The organism is Chryseobacterium luteum (genome assembly GCF_000737785.1).
Taxonomy (GTDB): domain Bacteria; phylum Bacteroidota; class Bacteroidia; order Flavobacteriales; family Weeksellaceae; genus Chryseobacterium; species Chryseobacterium luteum.
The window spans coordinates 261,216-279,641 of the sequence record NZ_JPRO01000001.1; the positions used below are offsets into that span (position 1 = coordinate 261,216).

General features: G+C 38.3%; 21 protein-coding genes. 15 read left to right on the forward strand and 6 right to left on the reverse strand.

Annotated elements, in window-relative coordinates; translation table 11 throughout:
- Positions 1–823: 823 nt before the first annotated feature.
- The 11 genes from IX38_RS01140 (at position 824) to IX38_RS01200 (ending at position 9,269) form a co-directional block, all read left to right on the forward strand.
- Positions 824–1,387, forward strand: a complete 564-nt coding sequence (locus IX38_RS01140; protein WP_034701017.1) for a hypothetical protein — start codon at positions 824–826, stop codon at positions 1,385–1,387.
- A 10-nt stretch (positions 1,388–1,397) separates the two neighbouring features.
- Positions 1,398–2,042 (forward strand): hypothetical protein, encoded by a 645-nt coding sequence (locus tag IX38_RS01145; protein ID WP_034701018.1) that lies wholly within the window; start codon positions 1,398–1,400, stop codon positions 2,040–2,042.
- 14 nt (positions 2,043–2,056) lie between these two features.
- On the forward strand, positions 2,057–2,827 hold the full coding sequence (locus tag IX38_RS01150) for a sensor histidine kinase (RefSeq protein ID WP_034701019.1): 771 nt from the start codon (positions 2,057–2,059) through the stop codon (positions 2,825–2,827).
- Positions 2,824–3,468: a response regulator transcription factor gene (locus IX38_RS01155; RefSeq protein WP_034701020.1), complete on the forward strand. Its 645-nt coding sequence runs from the start codon at positions 2,824–2,826 to the stop codon at positions 3,466–3,468. Before IX38_RS01150 ends, IX38_RS01155 begins: the two co-directional genes overlap by 4 nt.
- Before the next feature lie 591 nt (positions 3,469–4,059).
- Positions 4,060–4,905 carry a caspase family protein gene (locus tag IX38_RS01165; RefSeq protein ID WP_034701022.1) on the forward strand — a complete coding sequence of 282 codons (846 nt, stop codon included), beginning with the start codon at positions 4,060–4,062 and terminating at the stop codon, positions 4,903–4,905.
- Between the two features lie 73 nt (positions 4,906–4,978).
- Positions 4,979–5,989: a trypsin-like serine peptidase gene (locus IX38_RS01170; RefSeq protein WP_051884373.1), complete on the forward strand. Its 1,011-nt coding sequence runs from the start codon at positions 4,979–4,981 to the stop codon at positions 5,987–5,989.
- Between the two features lie 219 nt (positions 5,990–6,208).
- A complete protein-coding gene (locus tag IX38_RS01175) occupies positions 6,209–6,967 on the forward strand; it encodes a DUF2625 domain-containing protein (RefSeq protein WP_228377894.1) in 759 nt (252 codons plus the stop codon).
- 403 nt (positions 6,968–7,370) lie between these two features.
- Positions 7,371–7,880 (forward strand): hypothetical protein, encoded by a 510-nt coding sequence (locus IX38_RS01185; protein ID WP_034701025.1) that lies wholly within the window; start codon positions 7,371–7,373, stop codon positions 7,878–7,880.
- Positions 7,877–8,224 (forward strand): tRNA-binding protein, encoded by a 348-nt coding sequence (locus IX38_RS01190; RefSeq protein WP_034701026.1) that lies wholly within the window; start codon positions 7,877–7,879, stop codon positions 8,222–8,224. The genes IX38_RS01185 and IX38_RS01190 overlap by 4 nt, the downstream gene beginning before the upstream one ends.
- Before the next feature lie 13 nt (positions 8,225–8,237).
- Complete coding sequence (locus IX38_RS01195) at positions 8,238–8,939, forward strand: 3'-5' exonuclease (RefSeq protein ID WP_034701027.1); 702 nt, start codon at positions 8,238–8,240, stop codon at positions 8,937–8,939.
- A 3-nt stretch (positions 8,940–8,942) separates the two neighbouring features.
- Positions 8,943–9,269 carry an SUF system Fe-S cluster assembly protein gene (locus tag IX38_RS01200; RefSeq protein WP_034701028.1) on the forward strand — a complete coding sequence of 109 codons (327 nt, stop codon included), beginning with the start codon at positions 8,943–8,945 and terminating at the stop codon, positions 9,267–9,269.
- Positions 9,270–9,443: 174 nt separating this feature from the next.
- Here IX38_RS01200 and IX38_RS01205 read toward each other — a convergent pair whose 3' ends face one another.
- Positions 9,444–10,274: a sulfurtransferase gene (locus tag IX38_RS01205; protein ID WP_034701029.1), complete on the reverse strand. Its 831-nt coding sequence runs from the start codon at positions 10,272–10,274 to the stop codon at positions 9,444–9,446.
- An 82-nt stretch (positions 10,275–10,356) separates the two neighbouring features.
- Between IX38_RS01205 and IX38_RS01210 the strand changes: the two genes are divergently transcribed.
- Positions 10,357–11,097: a hypothetical protein gene (locus IX38_RS01210; protein WP_051884375.1), complete on the forward strand. Its 741-nt coding sequence runs from the start codon at positions 10,357–10,359 to the stop codon at positions 11,095–11,097.
- 21 nt (positions 11,098–11,118) lie between these two features.
- Here IX38_RS01210 and IX38_RS01215 read toward each other — a convergent pair whose 3' ends face one another.
- From IX38_RS01215 to IX38_RS01235, 5 genes are all read right to left on the reverse strand, one after another.
- The gene (locus IX38_RS01215; protein ID WP_034701030.1) at positions 11,119–11,967 is read right to left on the reverse strand and encodes a hydroxymethylglutaryl-CoA lyase; all 849 of its coding nucleotides are present in this window, start codon (positions 11,965–11,967) and stop codon (positions 11,119–11,121) included.
- Positions 11,968–12,260: 293 nt separating this feature from the next.
- Positions 12,261–13,499: a sulfate adenylyltransferase subunit 1 gene (locus tag IX38_RS01220; RefSeq protein WP_034701031.1), complete on the reverse strand. Its 1,239-nt coding sequence runs from the start codon at positions 13,497–13,499 to the stop codon at positions 12,261–12,263.
- A gap of 110 nt (positions 13,500–13,609) precedes the next feature.
- Complete coding sequence (gene cysD, locus IX38_RS01225; protein WP_034701032.1) at positions 13,610–14,518, reverse strand: sulfate adenylyltransferase subunit CysD; 909 nt, start codon at positions 14,516–14,518, stop codon at positions 13,610–13,612.
- Positions 14,519–14,528: 10 nt separating this feature from the next.
- Entirely contained in the window at positions 14,529–15,242 is a 714-nt protein-coding gene (locus IX38_RS01230) for a phosphoadenylyl-sulfate reductase (protein WP_034701033.1), read from the reverse strand.
- Between the two features lie 84 nt (positions 15,243–15,326).
- A complete protein-coding gene (locus IX38_RS01235; protein ID WP_051884377.1) occupies positions 15,327–15,743 on the reverse strand; it encodes an RrF2 family transcriptional regulator in 417 nt (138 codons plus the stop codon).
- Between the two features lie 156 nt (positions 15,744–15,899).
- Here IX38_RS01235 and pepT point away from each other — a divergent pair, with 156 nt between their 5' ends.
- The 3 genes from pepT to IX38_RS01250 all read left to right on the forward strand — a co-directional run bounded on the left by pepT (position 15,900) and on the right by IX38_RS01250 (position 18,225).
- Complete coding sequence (gene pepT / locus IX38_RS01240) at positions 15,900–17,147, forward strand: peptidase T (RefSeq protein ID WP_034701034.1); 1,248 nt, start codon at positions 15,900–15,902, stop codon at positions 17,145–17,147.
- A gap of 5 nt (positions 17,148–17,152) precedes the next feature.
- Complete coding sequence (locus tag IX38_RS01245) at positions 17,153–17,722, forward strand: energy transducer TonB (RefSeq protein WP_034701035.1); 570 nt, start codon at positions 17,153–17,155, stop codon at positions 17,720–17,722.
- Positions 17,723–17,979: 257 nt separating this feature from the next.
- Positions 17,980–18,225, forward strand: a complete 246-nt coding sequence (locus IX38_RS01250) for a hypothetical protein (protein ID WP_034701036.1) — start codon at positions 17,980–17,982, stop codon at positions 18,223–18,225.
- The last annotated feature ends 201 nt before the right edge of the window (positions 18,226–18,426 follow it).

The following is an 18,426-nucleotide window of genomic DNA, read 5'->3' on the forward strand; positions in this document are numbered from 1 at the left end:
GGTGTCGGCTAAAGGATGTCCACCTCAGTTTTTAATATCATTCTTCATTTCTGTGTTTTTTATTGAAGCAAAGATTCATCACCAAAACGTCAGAACTCGTCGTATGAATTTTCTCTTTAAAATCCTACTATGAAATTTTGTCCTGGATTGAATCCGTTTTTTATTATTTTGTATTTTTATCTTTCAAAATGATTCCTACAAAGTATTATTTATGGTTTTATCATATTCAAGTGTAATTATCATCTCCGTTTGTAATTGACAAATACCAAAAACGCTTCTTAAATTTTGGTGTAATCAGGTGATCTAAACTTCAGATATGACTTAATTAACCTATACCAGCACGTGCGTTTTTCACACTAAACAACACCTTTTGTTGCATTTTCTTTTGTAATTTGTGTTTTTTATTAACATAATAGGTGTTTTTTTGTAAAAATAAATAATATATTATTTTGAAAAACTGGCTCTTATATGAACAGTTTACCGATTCGACACATATTTTTGAAAAAATATCCTTAAAAAGACAAGCCGATACAGACCATCTATATACCGGTTGATGATGATTAAAAAAACTAACCAGGGATAATTGTTTGTGATCATTTTTTTTCAAAACCACTTTCCTGACATGTCAATAACGGTAATCTCTTTACCTGTGTAGAAAATATCTCTGTTTTAGAAAAAAAGCATTATCCAATAAATAATTCACATCTTCCTGAAATTCAAAACAAAATGTTGTAAATTTATTATTCACAAAAACAGTGTTTTCCCCCTTTTATAGAGTTGGCCAGTTACCTAATTTTGTTTTATAAAATTAAAAACCATAAAAATGAAAACTCCTCTTTTATTCAAGAATCTAAGCGCGCTTCTTGCCGTGCTTATTTTAAGTTTTTGTACGCTAAGCTGCACGCGCTGCTCCGAGCCGCCTAAAGAGCCCGTGAGTGACAGCTATAAAAAGAAACTGATCAGCTACCGCGAAGGCCGGATACTTTATGATGAATATTCCAAAACGAACAATGCTATTCTTACCAGCTACAGAAACGGAGAACCCGATTCACGCTGGTATTGGTTTTCTGTAGAAGATATGGAAGGTTATCTTAATTATGTAAAAGAAACCGCCAAAAAACAACACCTGAAAAACCCGGGAATCAGAATTTATATGGGAAAATATCCTGCGAACCATCCTAAAAACAAAATGGCAAAACCGGAATACGCCGGCTATCAAACCATATTCTTAGTTCCTACTGCTCAGAATATGAAAAAAGATAACACAGGAACAATGTCCAAAGCCATGAGGTCCACAGATGAAAACATGAATGTAAGGGAAATGGAAGTTCTGAATATGACCAACCTCGCTCCTCCACCCAAAGTGTCCACCGCAGGTATGCAGTAAAACCAGAACCATGAACTGGAATATAGAAACAGGGAAGCAAATAACCATGGCCATATACGTTGTGGTAATGGCTTTAATGCTCATCAAATGCAGGAAAATCTGGAAAGAGAATCTATTTTTTATCGTAGGATATGTATTGTTTTCCGTGATTGATATTTTTTGCTATTTCTATTTCAAATCAACGAACCGGTCTACTGAAATTTTTTTCGTAATTGGCTTTTTAATGATTGTATTTTTCCTGTATTTGCTGTATTATTTTCAATTACTGTACTGGCCGCTTCTAAAAAAAATGCAGTTTATCCTTTTAGTTGCTTTTGCGGTCAATATTGTGGTGATGTTTTATGTAGAGGATGATCTCCTGCATCATTTTTCATTTAACATGCTGTATACGGATATCCTTTTATTACTGTTTTCCATTATTTTATTTTTATACCAGACCTTTAATTCGGATAAAATACTGGAACTCAACAATTATCTGCCATTCTGGATTTCGGTCTCATTACTGATCTTATTCATTGGCAGTATTCCGATTCTATATTTCAGGACAACAGTTTCAGAGCATATTTACTTTTTCATTTTATTTATGCTTAATCTTATCAGTAACGGAATACTTATATTAGGAATATTTTTAAACAAACAGGACAGAATTAGATAAATTTCCTCTTAAGTATGGAAGAAAATAATTTGGTCATTACCTTTACGATTACCTTACTTATTGTCGTCCTGACGATGATCTTCATCTATGTGGTCTTTATCAAAAAGAAAACAACGCTCCTGATCGAGCAGAAAGAAAAAGATATGCGGTTTGAAAAAGAACTGGCGACCTCCCAGGTGGAAATAAAGGAACAAACGTTGAATTACATCGGGCAGGAACTGCATGATGATGTGGGGCAGAAACTCTCTGTAGTCCGCCTGAGGCAAAATCAGCTTATTTCCAAACTGAAAAATGCAGAAAAAGAAGAGCTGAACGAATTAAGTGAACTTTTGGGCGAATGTATCCAGGATATAAGAAATTTATCCAAAACACTGATCACCGAGCAGATTATTCATTTCGGATTGACAGAATCCATTGAAAGAGAAGTGAAAAGGATACAGAAATTAAAATTATTAAAAATAGAATTCATCACCCAGAAACAGGATATTGATATTTCTCCCAAACATGGCTTGATCCTCTTCCGGATCATCCAGGAAAGCATCAATAATATCTTAAAACATTCCAGGGCCAAAAATGTATCTATCCGGTTGGAAGATGACCATGAAACTTTACGAATCCACATTTCAGATAACGGAAAAGGATTTAATACCAACAAAATACAAGACGGTTCGGGACTGAAGAATATGCAACTGAGAGCAAAACTGATCCATGCAGAATTTTCCATAAAGTCGGAACTCGATCAAGGAACACAAACCTCAATAACCTATTACAAACATTTAACATGAAAACTATACCCATAGCTATCGTTGACGATCATACGCTGATGTCTAAGGCATTGGAAAACATGATCATGGAAAACCCTCAGTACAGGGTCATCATGAATCATCCCAACGGTGAAGATTTTATTGCAGCGATAGAAAAAGCGTCGGAATTACCCGCTGTAGTACTTATGGACATCAATATGCCTTATAAAAACGGTATAGAAACTACAGAATGGCTTTCCGGGAATCATCCGAACATAAAAGTGATCGCCCTCACCATGGAAGATGACGAAAAAGTACTCATTAAAATGCTGAAGGCCGGAGCGAAGGGATATCTGCTGAAAGATATGCAGCCCTCCATTCTTTTTCAGGCCATAGATACTGTATTTGATAAGGGCAGCTTTTATACCGATTTTGTTGCCCAGAAACTGTTGAAGGTAAAATCGGAAGACATCAAGAATGCATCCCTTCTTTCCGAATTAAAGGACAGGGAAAAAGAATTTATAAAATGGGCCTGTAGTGAGCTTACCTATAAAGAAATAGCTGATAAAATGTTCCTCAGTCCCAAAACCATTGATGGCTACAGGGATTCCGTTTTCACAAAACTGGAAATAAAGAACAGGGTTGGTCTTGTCCTTTTTGCCTTAAAGCATGATTTATGCTAATCTGATTTTTCTTTTTAAATCAACATAGCTTAAGACCATTTATAACTCAATCATTCATCCGGTAGATTTTCACAATTTACCGGATTTTTCATTTTCCCTTCATTGGTTGTCACTTTTAAAAGAATTCAGTTCTAAAAACAGCATTTTTTTACGCAAAGATCAATTCTAATACCGTATAATATAAGAGGAGCAAAGAAGGAAATCAATAAAATTGATTCGACTAAGTGAGCATCATATCCGGCAGCTTCATCAGTGGCTCCGTCGCTCCTCTTTGCTCTCCTAAAAACTCTGCATCCATAAAATAAACCTTTGCGTTAAGATGAATTTTTATCCAACAAATATCTAGGAGCATCAACGCAATCATCTGTGTCAATCTGTGCAATCCGTGGTTAAAAAACTCATTTAAAAATAGAATTATCACACAACAAAAAGACCAATATCTCAAAAAAGGTGTTTTACCTACCACATAATCAGGTCTTTCCCTCTGTTTTGGTTGTTCTAAATAATGGAATTTTGTCCTGTAAAAATAACTCATGAAGGCCGAACCCGAAAAGCCGAAACAGAGTAGGGAAATTTTAAAAACTAATAGAAATGAAAAAAGCACTAGTAGTAGGAATCAATGACTATGCACCCATAGGATCCGGCGGACCGGACTTAAACGGCTGTGTGAACGATGCCAGGGATATGGCAAACACGTTGGTCATTTGTGGCTTTGATCCGGCAAAGATTAAAATTCTCACCAATCAGAATGCCACAAGAGCCAATATACTAAATTACCTTAAAACACTGGTAAACAGCAGCGTAAAAGGAGACTCGCTCGTCTTCTATTATTCCGGACACGGAACCAGAGTGGCCAATATAGGAGCGGATCTGGAAATAGACGGTCTGGACGAAGCGATTTGCCCACATGACTATGCGAGTGCCGGCGTGATCCGTGATGATGATTTCAAAGCTGTTCTCAGCAAACTGAAAGCAGGTGTTAATCTGGAAGTTATTTTCGACTGCTGTCATTCAGGAACAGGAACCAGAAAAATGGATCTCGGATTGGATTTAGAGCTCTCTTATGAAGCACCACGATTCATCCCACCTATGCTTGAAGATGAATTTTATATAACCTACGCAAGTGAAATGCAGTCGTCAAGAAGTTCTAAAAAAACGGCCTCCATGACTAAAGCATTGGTTCCCGTTGCCGGAATGAATCATACTTTATGGGCCGCATCAAAAGACAATCAGGTATCCATGGAAGGAAATATGAGTGGCCAGATAAGAGGTTATTTCACTTATCACTTCTGTAAAATATTAAGGGCGACCAATGGCAATATTGTCAGAAAAACACTCGATAAGCAGATTGCCATTGCATTGGCCGGGATGGGAGCCGCACAGGTCAACCAGACAGAAAGTATTACAACAGAATTCTCTCAAAAAATATTCTCATAAAAATCAAACCACTGGCGGAATCCGAAAAGCCATCCAAAGAGTAGGAAAAAAACTGATTTAAAAACCAACAATCATGTCTAAAACTGAAAACAACAAACCAATGACAGCGGAAGAAGTGTCAAGACTTAAAACCGTTAAAGCAAAATCAACCGAAAAATTGACAGGTGACGAAAAACTGACTAACCAGGGACCTGCCATGGAAACTATTGACGGAAGGTCTTTCCCAAAAGGAATGAAATCGATCGGAATGCCCGCCAATGAAAAAGCAGCAGAAGGAAAAGTCCTGGAAACCGATCACTTCTACCCTACTCATTCGGACTTTGAGTATCAGCCTAAACTGGAAGCTAAAAAGGACCGTAAACCAAAATTCATTGACAGAGAATCTTTCTTAACAGCGGAAGGGGTAAAAACTATATTCGGTCCCGATCAGAGAAAAGTATATAATTCTACTGCGTATCCGTGGCGATGCGTAGGGAAAGTAGAAAGCGCATTAGGCTCAGGAAGTGGGGTGATGATCGGTCCGAGACATCTTCTCACCTGTGCCCATATTGTAGACTGGCAGCCTAACAACAGCACTGGCTGGTTAAAATTTACACCAATGTATTATAACGGAAGTGCTCCATACGGAAGTGCATGGGGAACATTAACTTATTACAAATACAAAGTAGCCGGACCTACCATCGATTCCACGGAAATTCAATATGATTATGTAGTGATTGTCTTGGATAGACCTATCGGAAACAGCACAGGCTGGATGGGCGCAAAATCCTACACCGATGCATGGGACGGGAAACCTTATTGGACTCATGCGGGTTATCCAGGAGACTTAACAGGCGGACAGAGACCTACTTATCAAACAGACATTGCCTTAGATGGTGATTTCTGGAGTGCCGATGACAATGAAAGCATGAGCCATAAAGCCGATATCTGGCCGGGACAAAGCGGCGGCCCGTTCTGGGGATACTGGGATGGAATTCCTTACGCCGTAGCTACTCAAAGTGCTCACAACCCAAGTGAAAACTTTGCGAGTGGCGGTTCAGATCTCGTCAATCTCGTGATTAGAGCCCGAAACGAACATCCTTAACCAATTTTTTTTCTTTATATGAAGAGCCTGACTTGTAGTTGGGCTCTTTTTTAATGGTGGTATTTGAGATTTTACAAGGTTCGAAAATTCACAACCTTATATTTTTAATCCATTGTCTCAAATCCCATATCATTAATCAAAGTTTCATAAATTCACGAAGTATATCAACGTAATACCTAAATTTATGCATTTAGTGGCAATTTTAGATGACCTCACAATATGAAAAAATTTTTGACAATTATAATATTATCCTTATTTTCATCAGCAACTTATGGACAAACAAAAATGCGTTCTATTGATGAATTAATAAACAATACAGACCCAGGTTGGGTTCTTGTAAAAGAGTGGATAGATTCTGCCAAAAACAAAGTGGAAATCTTGCCTGTTGACACAAACAAAGCAAATGATGCCTTATATAAAACTCAAGTTACAACCCGTTCTCCAATGGGCGCAATTGTATATATGACAGGTGGACTTTTAGTTGACAATGGATGGATAAGAATTCTTGGCTCAGGTAGTGACAAGTTAAACAGATCATTGCCAGAATGGAATAAAGGAAAAGGATTTAAGGATTTTGGACAGCCGGCACCTTATCTTTTAATCGCTGACGATGCAATAGGTGGTATTTTTATCCTTAATGGAGGTGGACTTGGTAGCGACTTAGGAAAAGTTTATTATTTGGCCCCTAATAATTTGGAATATGAACCTCTTGACATTACTTACACTGAATTTTTGAATTTTTGCTTTAACAACAATCTTGATGAATTTTACAAAGATTACAGGTGGACAAATTGGAAAAGAGATCTGGCAAAACTCAAAAACGACCAAGTCTTTAACTTTTTTCCTTATTTATGGACAGAACAAGGTAAGGATATAAATAAAGTATCAAAAAAAGAAGTTCCAATTGAAGAACATTACAGATTAACTCTTGAATTTAGAAAACAACTTGGACTTGATATACAGAAACAGGGGAGCTAGGTAAAATTCAACTTTATAACACAAAGCTCCGGAACTGCAGTATTGAATACAATTAACAACAACATCTCTCCAGCATTATACAAAATAATAATTTATGAAAAAAAGAAGCTCTATATTTTCGCAGTAGTAGCGGCAATAATCTTATTTCTGGCTTTTTTTTCTAAGTATGAAAAAGGAGTGGAAGTAGGAACCTGGGGAATGAATAGATCGATTAACTGGCGATGGAACTTTGGATTCTGATAAAAATTAATCCTAACGATTAATACAATCTCAAAAACGATACTACATTAGATTTCTTCTGTCTGTTATTTGTATTGCAAATTATCAGCTTCTTTTGTAATTGACACCAAAACACTACCAAAATTTTCAATATTTTAATACATTTGTTCAAAACATATTTTGAATGAATTTCGAGCAGATCAACTTACACCTTGAGGCTTACAAAGAACACGGCCAGATCCTGGATGCCGCCAGGTTTTTAATCCGTTCTTTCGATCTGGAGCATGAAAACTTGGCAGGTTTTGGATTCCGGGAAGAACTCTCGCCTACTTCCATGCTTTTGACAGCAGAAGGAATATTGGGCGGCCCTCAAACCGTTATGATTCCGAAGAATTTATTTGATTTTGATCTCAATCTTGTTCTGAATATGATCGCCCATGAAATGCTTCATGTACGGCAAAAAGCCCCCGGCCAGATCATTGAAGACAAAAATGAACGGGAGTTTCAGGCCTATTATGAGATGCTTTTTCATAAAGTTTTTCCACAGATCCCGGAAGTCTCTGATCATTATAAAAAATTCTTTGGAGGCCAGGCACTGGAATATTACAGGCGGATGGGCGAAGGATCCGGACTTCAGAAAAAATACCAGGCAGAGAAAACAGAAGTAGAATATTTAATCAATTCATTACCATGACCATAAAACCCGAAATATCCTGGGCAGACTTTGAAAAAATAGATATGCGGTGCGGAACGATAGTTTCAGTTAACGATTTTGAGAAAGCAAGAAACCCTTCTTACCAACTGGAAATTGATTTCGGGGATCTTGGAATAAAAAAGTCTTCGGCACAGATCACGTCCCTTTATCAAAAAGAAGAATTGATAGGAAAGCAGGTGATGGCCGTAGTGAACTTTCCCAGAAAACAGATCGCCAGTTTCTTCAGCGAATGTCTTGTCATGGGAGTTTATGGTGAAGACAAAAAAGAGGTCACTCTTCTAAGCCCTTCACTACCCGTAAAAAACGGAATGCAGGTAGGATAAAACACAAACACATATGATACAACACATACCTTTAGAAAAAGTTTTATTTATTGATATTGAGACCGTTCCGGGATCAGCATCATGGGAAGACCTATCCGAAACCGAACAGAAGCTTTGGGAAAAGAAAACAAAATTTCAGAGAAAAGAAGACGTTTCCGCTGCGGAGTTCTATGACCGTGCGGGTATTATGGCGGAGTTCGGAAAGATCATCTGCATTACGATCGGAATGGTTGAAAAGAATGACACCTTAAAAATTAAAAGCTTCTCAGGTCACGAAGAGAAAAAACTTCTTCAGGAATTCGGAGAGATCTTTAACAGTCCGAGACTGAATAACGTAGTCCTGTGCGCCCACAACGGAAAGGAATTTGATTTTCCATGGATTGCCAGGCGGTACCTTATCAACGGTATGCAGCCTCCGGTTCCGTTCCAGATGTTTGGAAAAAAGCCCTGGGAAATTCCGCATATTGACACCATGGAACTTTGGAAATTCGGGGATTATAAAAGTTTTGTTTCTCTGGAATTACTGGCACATGTCTTCGGGATTCCTACCCCCAAAGATGATATAGACGGCTCAATGGTTTCATCAATCTACTACATAGAAAAAGACTTGCAGCGAATAGTTGACTATTGTGAAAAAGATGTCTTAACTTTGGCAAATGTTTTCCGGCGGATGCGTCAGGAAGATTTGTTGAAAAGGAATATCAATCTAGATTAAAAAATGAAATTTACAGACGATCAAATTGCTGACATTGGTGAGGAAATCATCAAGGTCCTGAAATCCGTATACGACCCGGAAATCCCGGTAGACATTTACGAATTAGGCCTTATATATGATGTACAGATCTCCGAAGATGGCGATGTAAAAATTATCATGACCCTTACTACCCCGAACTGTCCGGTTGCAGAAAGCCTGCCGCAGGAAGTAAAAGACAAGGTAGGTGAAGTGGAAGGTGTGAAAAGCGTAGATTTGGAACTTACCTTTGAACCAAGCTGGAACAAGGATATGATGAGTGAAGAAGCGAAGTTTGAATTAGGAATGCTTTAGAATTGCCACTACAATAAATCAGGCTGTCAGGATTGGCAGCCTTTTATTTTTTCAATTAAATCATTAAGATTAAATAAGTTATTAAGAACATTAAGGATAATTTCATCCTAAGAATCAAAGATTTACTTAATTAAACTTAAAACCTAGACTGCTCTTAATGGTTTAAAAAATTCATCAAATATCTTTTGCGATCTCTTTTCCTTCTCTCCTGCTCCATTCGCTCCATGAACCTACATAAAGATCAGGGATCGGGAAACCGGCATAGTTCAAAGCTAAAATCGTATGACAGGCCGTAACACCGGATCCGCAATGAATGATCAGATGCTGAGGTTTATCTTTTAAAAGTTCCGTATATTTTTCTTTTAAAACTTCCGGTTCCAGGAAGTCTCCGTTCTCGTCCAGGTTTTCCGAAAAAGGGATATTGATCGCTCCGGGAATATGTCCGGCTACCAGATCAATAGGCTCGGATTCACCTTTATAACGGTAAGCATCTCTTACGTCAACAACGGTTGAAAAACGGTTTAATAATTCATTTTCAACATCTTCCAGTCCTTTAACGGGAAGAAGCCAGCTATCTTTTTTAATAATGGGAAATCTTTCAAAAGTTTCCTCACCTGATGAAAACTCTGCATTTTTTTTCTCTGCAGCCTGAATTCCACCGTCTAAAACCTGTACATTTTGTATTCCGAAAGACTTCAGCATCCACCAGGCTCTTGCTGCTGCATTCGCTCCGTTCTTGTCATCATAAACAACGATATGTGAACTTTCAGAAATTCCAAGTCCGGAAAGTGTTTCTGCAAATTTTGCAATATCAGGAAGCGGATGCCTTCCCCCAAAAGCTGCATCCTGGCCTATTTCGGCCAAATCCGTATCCAGATCAATGAATCTTGCTCCCTTGATATGCTTTTCCAGGTAGTTCTGCCTTGCATCCTTACCTGCTCTTGCGTCTAAAATAACAAGGTCTTCCGAAATTTCAATATTCTTTGTGATTGGGCTGATTTTCATAGTGGACAATTAAATGAATTTTAAAATAATTATTTTTCCGGGAACTATTTTTATATAAATTTAGACATTTAAAAATACAAAAATGAATTCCAGCCCTGAACTACCCAAAAAATCAAAGAAAAAATGGATTATTATATCTGTAATCACAGTATTTATCTTAATCTCATTATTATTTTTATATAACTGGAAACGGTATTTTGTAAAGGAGGTACCTGTTCAAGCCGACGAATACACGACTCCAGTCATCGCCATAGAGAATCTTGAGTACCTGAAAACAATAACTTTTAAAGTGAGTGAGTATGGTGAAATTCCTGATGAATACAAAAAAGGAATAGTTCAAACCTTCATCAATAATGATTTTTATGAACCGGAAAACGATTCGGATAAATTTCACCTCACCAATATTAAAGACAGGGCAAAAAAAGTATTTGCTTTTGGAAACTTTACCGGAAAAAGTGAAGAAAATAAGCCTGATCTTGCATTCCTGGTAGAGAATGAAGATTCCAGCAGCAGCATTTTATTTATTATATCCAGTAGCGGAGATCTTCTTTTAAAGAAAAGGTATGAAGGAGATCTGCCTGTTATCAATTCTTTTATAAAAGGCAGCAAAATTTTCATGAATTCTCCTGAATTACAGGCCTCTCCGGAAGACGGACTTATTCTCAAATTTAAATACCAGAAAAGCTCAATTGTTTATGATGCAACAATCAAAAATTTTGAAGAATTCCACCAATATTCTTCAGAAGAGCTTAATGACATGAAAAATCCCGATTATGAAGAGGAGGAACCCGCTTCCGGTACGGATAATGATTCCATACAGTAAAGATCAAAAAGTTTTTCCGTCTTAAAAATGAAAAATATCCTTAGCCTTGTTATATGAGCTTTCAAAATTCAGCAGATTTAATTTGTGATCTGCTTTTTCTACGCTCATAAAATTGATCACCTGTTCTGTGGGCATATTTCCTACGAGATCGTCTTTTGCCATGGGACATCCTCCGATTCCTTTGATTGCACTGTCAAATCTTCTGCAGCCCTGGTCATAAGCTGCCTTCAGTTTTGAATATGAATCTTCGTAACGGTTGTGAAAATGTCCCCCGAAATTGATCTCAGGGTATTTAGACGGAATTTTTTCGAATAAAAGAGCAATCGTTTCCGGAGTTGCCACGCCCGTTGTGTCGGATAGCAGAACATCTTTAATGCCTATCTCCGAAAACCTTTTGGCCCAAAAGTCCACATCTTCCCATTTCCACATTTCTCCATAAGGATTTCCGAAGGCCATAGAAAAATAGATATTCAGCTGTTTGCCTTCTCTTTTAACAAGTTCAAGCATCCTGATAACTTCCTTAAAAGCCTCTTCCTGGTTTTTGTTGGTATTTCTGTGCTGGAATGTTTCCGAAATAGAGAACGGAAAACCTAAAATATCTACACTCCCGTGTTTGAGCGCTTTTTCGGCACCTCTGTAATTCGCGATGATGGCGGAAACTTTTGTATTGGATAAAGATTTGTCGATATTTTCGGCAACCTCATCAGAATCAGCCATCTGGGGAATTGCTTTGGGAGAAACAAAACTCAGACAATCCAGTACATCGAAGCCAACCTCCATCAGAGAGTTGATATAATCTATTTTTTTGCCGGTAGGAATAAATTCTCCCCAACCCTGCATGGCATCTCTAGGACATTCAGTAAGAAACATTTTTACTTTTTGATTTTCTCAAATATAATAAAACTAAACAAGTTTACAGATGAGGTCTACAAATCTAACATTATTTTGATTTTCAAATATTTATATTCAATACAAAATTTCGATAACTGATATGCATCTCCTGATAATCTATTCAGGAAATCAAATATGACGTTTTATACTAATCGGTTTTTCATCCTGACCTCAAGTAAAGTACCTTAGAATAGGTCTTTTTTTTCAGGAATATTCTTAACAGAACCTGAATTTGGGATAAGAAAATGCCTGAAATCTGATCTTTCAATTTTCTATTGAATTATACAGGCTGCAACGGTAGCATTGGACGTTTCATCTACCAGAATAGCAGATCCTGTTTTCTTATTGTTTATAAAATCATCAAATACCAAAGGCTGTGCTGTCCGTATTGTTACTTTAGCAATTTCATTGAGCTTTATATCTTCTTGTCTATCTTCTTTTTCCAGCGTATTGACGTTGATCTTGTAATCTACATGTTTAACGACCGCCTTTAACTGTCTGCTGTGATGCTGCAAAAGATACCTGTTGCCAGGCTGCAGAGATTTATGATCAAGCCAGCACAGTACTACTTCAACTTCTTTTTCAACATTGGGAAGTTCTTCTGCCGAGGTAAAGAAATCTCCTCTGCTGACATCAATATCATCTTTAATCTGAATGACAACAGGCTGTCCTTCAAAAGCCTCCTGAACCTCAGCACCATTCACTTCTATTGCTTTAATTTCAGTAATTATGCCAGCCGGAAGTATGGCTATTTTATCCCCTTTCTGAAAGTTTCCGCTTACGATTTGCCCGGCATAACCCCGGTAATCGTGTAATTCCTCGGTTTGTGGACGGATAACATACTGCACCTGAAAACGGCTGCCATTGTTCTGTTCCTGATCAAGCTGAACTTTTTCCAGATAGTCAAGAAGGGAACTTCCATTATACCAGTCTGTAGCAGAAGATAAGGAAACAATATTATCCCCTTTCAGTGCAGAAATCGGGAAATAGGTAACGTCATGCAGGCCCAAACCTTCAGCAATTTTGGAATAATCTGCTTTTATACTTTCAAAAATCTCTTCTGAATAACCTACCATATCCATTTTATTGATCGCAACGGCTACTTTTTTCAGTTTCAGCAGCGAAGCAATAATGGAGTGTCTTCTGGTCTGCTCAATGACTCCTTTACGGGCATCAATGAGAATGATCATCAGTTCAGAATTAGAAGCTCCGGTAATCATATTCCGGGTGTACTGGACGTGCCCGGGAGCATCTGCGATGATAAATTTTCTTTTTGAGGTGGAAAAATAACGGTAAGCAACATCAATGGTAATTCCCTGTTCTCTTTCCGCACGCAGACCGTCGGTTAAAAGAGCCAGATCTACTCCATCCTCATTTTTGTTTTTGGAATGTTTTTCAAGTACTTCCAGCTGATCCTGCAAAATACTCTTACTATCATAAAGCAGCCTTCCAATAAGGGTGCTTTTTCCGTCATCTACGCTTCCCGCTGTAATTAATCTTAATATATCCATGCTTTTAATTATAAATGATCATTAATGGGTAATTGGTAATGAGTAATATATTTACTATTGAGTATTTTCCGTACGGCTTGATTGCTTATTACTCATTGCTCATTACCCATTTAAAAATAACCTCCTTTTTTCCGGTCTTCCATAGCTGCTTCTGTAACACGGTCATCAATCCTTGTTTCGCCTCTTTCTGAAATTCTTGTAGCTACAATTTCTTCAATTACCCTGTCAACGGTTGCCGCTTCCGATTCTACGGCGGCGGTACAGGTCATATCGCCTACTGTGCGGTAACGGATCCGTTTTGTTGTTACGGTGTCACTTTCTTCCAATACGGCAAACTCAGAATTAGCGATCCATTGTCCATTCAGGTCTACCACTTCTCTTTCGTGCGAAAAGTAAATGGACGGCAGCTCTATACTTTCTCTGCGGATATAGTTCCAGACATCAAGTTCGGTCCAGTTGCTTATCGGGAAAACTCTCACATTTTCACCTTTGTGAATTTTTCCGTTGAAAATATTCCACAACTCAGGTCTCTGAAGCTTCGGATCCCACTGTCCGAATTCATCTCTTACAGAAAATATTCTTTCTTTTGCGCGGGCTTTTTCTTCATCCCTCCTTGCTCCCCCGATGCATGCATCGAATTCAAATTCTTCAATTACATCAAGCAGTGTAAAGGTCTGCAGCCAGTTACGGCTTGGAAACTTGCCTTTCGGTTCCGTGAGCTTTCTTTTTTGAATGGTGTCCTCCACTTTCCGTACGACCAGATCTACATTCATTTCTGCTGCAAGCTGGTCCCTGAAGTTTAAAACCTCCGGAAAATTATGCCCGGTATCAATATGAACGAATGTAAAAGGGATCTTTCCGTGAGGAAATGCTTTTGCCGCCAGATGAGCCAGTACAATACTGTCTTTTCCGCCACTGAACAGTAAAGCAGGACGTTCAAACTGTCCCGCAACCTCTCTAAGGATATAAATGGACTCGGATTCTAACTGATCTAAGTAATTTAACTGATATAATGACATAGCTTATTTTTTATTGATGAACATGTAAACCGCATTCTTTCTTATCTGCATTTTCCCACCACCAGCGGCCCGCCCTGAAATCTTCCCCTTCTTTAATCGCTCTTGTGCAAGGTTCGCATCCGATGCTTACAAATCCTTTTTTATGGAGATAATTATAAGGCAGCTGATGGGCCAGAACATAGTCTGAGACCTGCTGTGTGTTCCAGTGAAGAATCGGATGAAATTTAATGACCTGATGATCCGGATCCCATTCCAGTTGCGGCATCTGTCCCCTGCCCGCGGAATGTTCTGAACGCAATCCTGTTATCCAGACTTTATATCCCTGAAGAGCCTTTTTCAGGGGCTGCACCTTTCTGATATTACAACACGCTTCTCTTTTTTCCACGGACTGATAAAAGGAATCCGGACCGTTTTCCGAGACGAATTTCTGCAGGGCTTCCGGATCCGGGTAATAAGCTTTGATGTTCTTTTTGAAAAAAGCCAGGGATGAAGCCCAGGTTTCATAGGTCTGTTCAAAAAGTCTTCCCGTATCGAGAGTGAAAACATCAATATCAAGATTTTTTATCAGATGATTCACGACCTGATCTTCATAGCTGAAGCTGGTAGAAAATATCACTTCTCCCGGAAATTTTTCCGCCAGAACCGGCAAAAAATCAGCATTCAAAATACCTGTAGAGGCATTTTCAAGTAGTTTATTAAATTCTATTTCCAGAGTATTTCCCATTTTAAATTGAAATTAACTTCTGCAAATATATACAAACCCTACTTATCCCACCAAACTAGTGGGATATAAAAATTAAAAAAAATTTCAGCTATTTTTTATAAAGGAAGTAAGGGTAGCTTCCATCATGCTTTTCCTTGTTTTTTCTCTCACAATGATCAGCTCATTTCTAAGATAGCATGTTGCCTCATCAACACAGTCGTCACAAGCCTCATAGAAATTTAATGAAATACAGGGAGTTAAAGCAATGGGACCTTCAAAAATACGGTAGACATCTGCCAATGAAATATCGTCAGGAGATTTCAGGAGATAATAACCGCCTGCTGTTCCCTGCCTGCTGTTGACCAACCTGGCCCTTTTGAGCTCAAGAAGAATCTGTTCTAAAAATTTTTTGGAAATATTCTCATCCCTTGCAATAATAGCTGTTGACAAAAACCCCTGATTGTAGTTTCTTGCCAATCTGACCATTGCTTTTAAAGCATATTTACAACGTTTGGACATCATAGTTGATGCAAGTTATAACATTTTATTTAATTATCGAAATCACTTTCCGGAATTGAAAAAATGAAACATTCCTGTGGTTTGAAAGAGGTCAGAAAGATGGTCTAAATTTTACATTTGAAAAATTTACATTGTATATTTGCTGGAAATTTATGATCGATGAGTATAATAGAATTCAACCCATTGTGGAAAGAAAAATTACTGAACCGTTTTCTCGCTTATGTAAAGATATATTCAACCAGTGATGCAGAAAGCGAAACAACCCCTTCCACTCCACGGCAGTGGGACATTGCAAAATATATTGCCGAGGAACTGAAGACCATTGGCCTGGAAGATGTTTCCCTTGACGATAACGGCTATATTATGGGTTATGTTCCTTCTAACCTGGAGAATAACGACAGGCCTGCAATCGGTTTTATCTCGCATTATGACACGTCACCGGATTTCAGTGGTGAAAATGTAAAACCACAGATCTGGGAAAACTATGACGGAAGTGATCTTGTTCTGAACCAGACCACAGGATTTACACTGTCATCTTCAAAATTTGAAAGCTTAAAAAACTATATCGGGCAAACGCTGATCACAACTGACGGAAATACGCTTCTGGGAGCGGATGATAAGGCAGGCTGTGCAGAAATTGTGACGGCTGCAGAATACCTTATTGCCCACCCGGAAATTAAGCACGGAAGAATTGCGGTAGGCTTTACTCCCGATGAAGAGATCGGAAGAGGCGCACATAAATTTGATGTAGCAAAATTCGGGGCAGAATGGGCATATACAATGGATGGCAGTGAAGTGGGAGAACTGGAGTATGAAAACTTCAATGCTGCGGGAGCTGTGGTAAAGATCCACGGATTGAGCGTTCACCCAGGTTATGCTTACGGAAAAATGGTTAATGCAGGACTTTTAGCAGCTGAATTTATACAGATGCTTCCAGCGGATGAAACTCCGGCTACCACTAAAGGCTTTGACGGGTTTTATCATTTAATGGATATTACGGCTGACATTTCTGAGGCTAAGCTTCAATACATCATTCGTGATCATGATGAAGAAAAGTATGAAGCCCGAAAAAAATTCATGGAGGAAAAAGTTTCTGAATTCAATCAGAAATATGGTGAAGGAACCGCTGAAGTGGAGATTAAAGAACAGTACAGAAACATGAAGCAGCAGTTTGAAGGAAAAATGCACATCATAGACCTTGCTGCAAAAGCCATGAAAGAAGCCGGTATTGAACCTAAGATCAAAGCGATCAGAGGAGGAACAGACGGAGCTCAGTTATCTTATATGGGACTTCCATGTCCGAATATTTTCGCAGGAGGGATGAACTTCCACGGGCCTTACGAATATGTAGCCCTGGAAAGTATGGAAAAAGCGACTGAAGTGATCATTAATATTGTAAAAGCTTAATACCTATGAAAAAACTTTCAGCATTGGCATTCTTGCTGTTTTTTGTTTTCAGCAGTGCCCAGGTATCTGAATTTCAGAAGGCAGATTCACGGTATGAAAGAAAAATGAAATCTTTATACAAGAAATATCCGAAGCCTAATGATGAAAGGACCAAGCAGGAATGGCTTCTTACAGAGGAAAAAATATCGGCCTATAAAAATGCTTTAGAGAAAATTTCTGAAGAGGAAAAGAAAATGGTAAAGGATGTTCCGCCTCCTATGGCTCCTAAGATTGCGAAGGAAGCTGAATATGAAACCGGAAAGGCGGCTTTTCAAAAGCTTTTGAATGATGCGACGGATCTTACTTTTCTAAATTTTGCAGTCAATCCTTATAAAATAAATTTAAAGTTCACTTTAGACTCTAAAGGAAATGTATACAATGTGAAAGTAAAGGGCAACAATGAAAATGTAAATGCATTTATAGAAGCGGCTTTTTACCGGATCAAGGATAAGGGAAAATGGAAACCTGCAGAATCGAACGGGCGACCTGTATTATCTGTGGTCAACCTTCCTTTGCAGCTAAATTTCAGTAAATAATAATTAAACCGTTGTGAAAGCAGCGGTTTTTTTGTAAAAAAAAGTTTATAGATTTTTTTCATGCAAAGCTTAATTCAATTCTGCAAATCTTAGGCATCGAAGGAAAAACAGTTGATCTATTGACTTTATTAAGCAAATGCATTATTAATGATTTTTAGTCTGAGCTTTTCCTAAGATCTTCTCCGGACAGTGAAATGAATCTTTTTTTTATTATATTTACGTAAATACCAGACTTTTAACTTTAAAATCAATTTATTATGAGAAAAATGAAAAAACTTTTGAGAAAGGACCTGTCAACCATTCTTGGTTCCGGAGTAAACGGATGCCACACGAACGGTGATTCTGCGTACTGCTGGACAGACTGTGAATGTGCTTTCGGGAGAGCTTGTGAAATGGATGATGATGGAAATCCCGGAAGATGCGTTTCGGCAGGAGGCGGAAATCCGGGCGGCGGCGGTGGCGGATGTGTTCCACCAAACATTTGTGAAGAACAGCCTTTTTAACGGGCACTCATCGGAAGACACTACTTCCGATTTTTTTATTCTTTTTCGGCTAAGAAAGATGTTTTGTCAAGCAGCCCTGCCATTCATTAGCAAATAACCACAGTGAATTTCTGTCCGGGTGCAATGATACAAATCTGGTTATTTTTAAGGGAGTGACTTTCAAAATCAGTTCTAAACTGCTATTTCCACTGACATGGCTGA

Excerpts from the sequence above, each read along its gene's own strand:
- pepT (WP_034701034.1), top strand. The coding sequence starts at position 15,900 with ATGAGTATAATAGAATTCAACCCATTGTGGAAAGAAAAATTACTGAAC.
- IX38_RS01170 (WP_051884373.1), top strand. The coding sequence starts at position 4,979 with ATGTCTAAAACTGAAAACAACAAACCAATGACAGCGGAAGAAGTGTCA.
- IX38_RS01210 (WP_051884375.1), top strand. The coding sequence starts at position 10,357 with ATGAATTCCAGCCCTGAACTACCCAAAAAATCAAAGAAAAAATGGATT.
- IX38_RS01185 (WP_034701025.1), top strand. The coding sequence starts at position 7,371 with ATGAATTTCGAGCAGATCAACTTACACCTTGAGGCTTACAAAGAACAC.
- IX38_RS01140 (WP_034701017.1), top strand. The coding sequence starts at position 824 with ATGAAAACTCCTCTTTTATTCAAGAATCTAAGCGCGCTTCTTGCCGTG.
- IX38_RS01150 (WP_034701019.1), top strand. The coding sequence starts at position 2,057 with ATGGAAGAAAATAATTTGGTCATTACCTTTACGATTACCTTACTTATT.
- IX38_RS01235 (WP_051884377.1), bottom strand. The coding sequence starts at position 15,743 with ATGATGTCCAAACGTTGTAAATATGCTTTAAAAGCAATGGTCAGATTG.
- IX38_RS01155 (WP_034701020.1), top strand. The coding sequence starts at position 2,824 with ATGAAAACTATACCCATAGCTATCGTTGACGATCATACGCTGATGTCT.
- cysD (WP_034701032.1), bottom strand. The coding sequence starts at position 14,518 with ATGTCATTATATCAGTTAAATTACTTAGATCAGTTAGAATCCGAGTCC.
- IX38_RS01250 (WP_034701036.1), top strand. The coding sequence starts at position 17,980 with ATGAGAAAAATGAAAAAACTTTTGAGAAAGGACCTGTCAACCATTCTT.
- IX38_RS01230 (WP_034701033.1), bottom strand. The coding sequence starts at position 15,242 with ATGGGAAATACTCTGGAAATAGAATTTAATAAACTACTTGAAAATGCC.
- IX38_RS01195 (WP_034701027.1), top strand. The coding sequence starts at position 8,238 with ATGATACAACACATACCTTTAGAAAAAGTTTTATTTATTGATATTGAG.
- IX38_RS01165 (WP_034701022.1), top strand. The coding sequence starts at position 4,060 with ATGAAAAAAGCACTAGTAGTAGGAATCAATGACTATGCACCCATAGGA.
- IX38_RS01190 (WP_034701026.1), top strand. The coding sequence starts at position 7,877 with ATGACCATAAAACCCGAAATATCCTGGGCAGACTTTGAAAAAATAGAT.
- IX38_RS01175 (WP_228377894.1), top strand. The coding sequence starts at position 6,209 with ATGAAAAAATTTTTGACAATTATAATATTATCCTTATTTTCATCAGCA.
- IX38_RS01215 (WP_034701030.1), bottom strand. The coding sequence starts at position 11,967 with ATGTTTCTTACTGAATGTCCTAGAGATGCCATGCAGGGTTGGGGAGAA.
- IX38_RS01205 (WP_034701029.1), bottom strand. The coding sequence starts at position 10,274 with ATGAAAATCAGCCCAATCACAAAGAATATTGAAATTTCGGAAGACCTT.
- IX38_RS01245 (WP_034701035.1), top strand. The coding sequence starts at position 17,153 with ATGAAAAAACTTTCAGCATTGGCATTCTTGCTGTTTTTTGTTTTCAGC.
- IX38_RS01145 (WP_034701018.1), top strand. The coding sequence starts at position 1,398 with ATGAACTGGAATATAGAAACAGGGAAGCAAATAACCATGGCCATATAC.
- IX38_RS01200 (WP_034701028.1), top strand. The coding sequence starts at position 8,943 with ATGAAATTTACAGACGATCAAATTGCTGACATTGGTGAGGAAATCATC.
- IX38_RS01220 (WP_034701031.1), bottom strand. The coding sequence starts at position 13,499 with ATGGATATATTAAGATTAATTACAGCGGGAAGCGTAGATGACGGAAAA.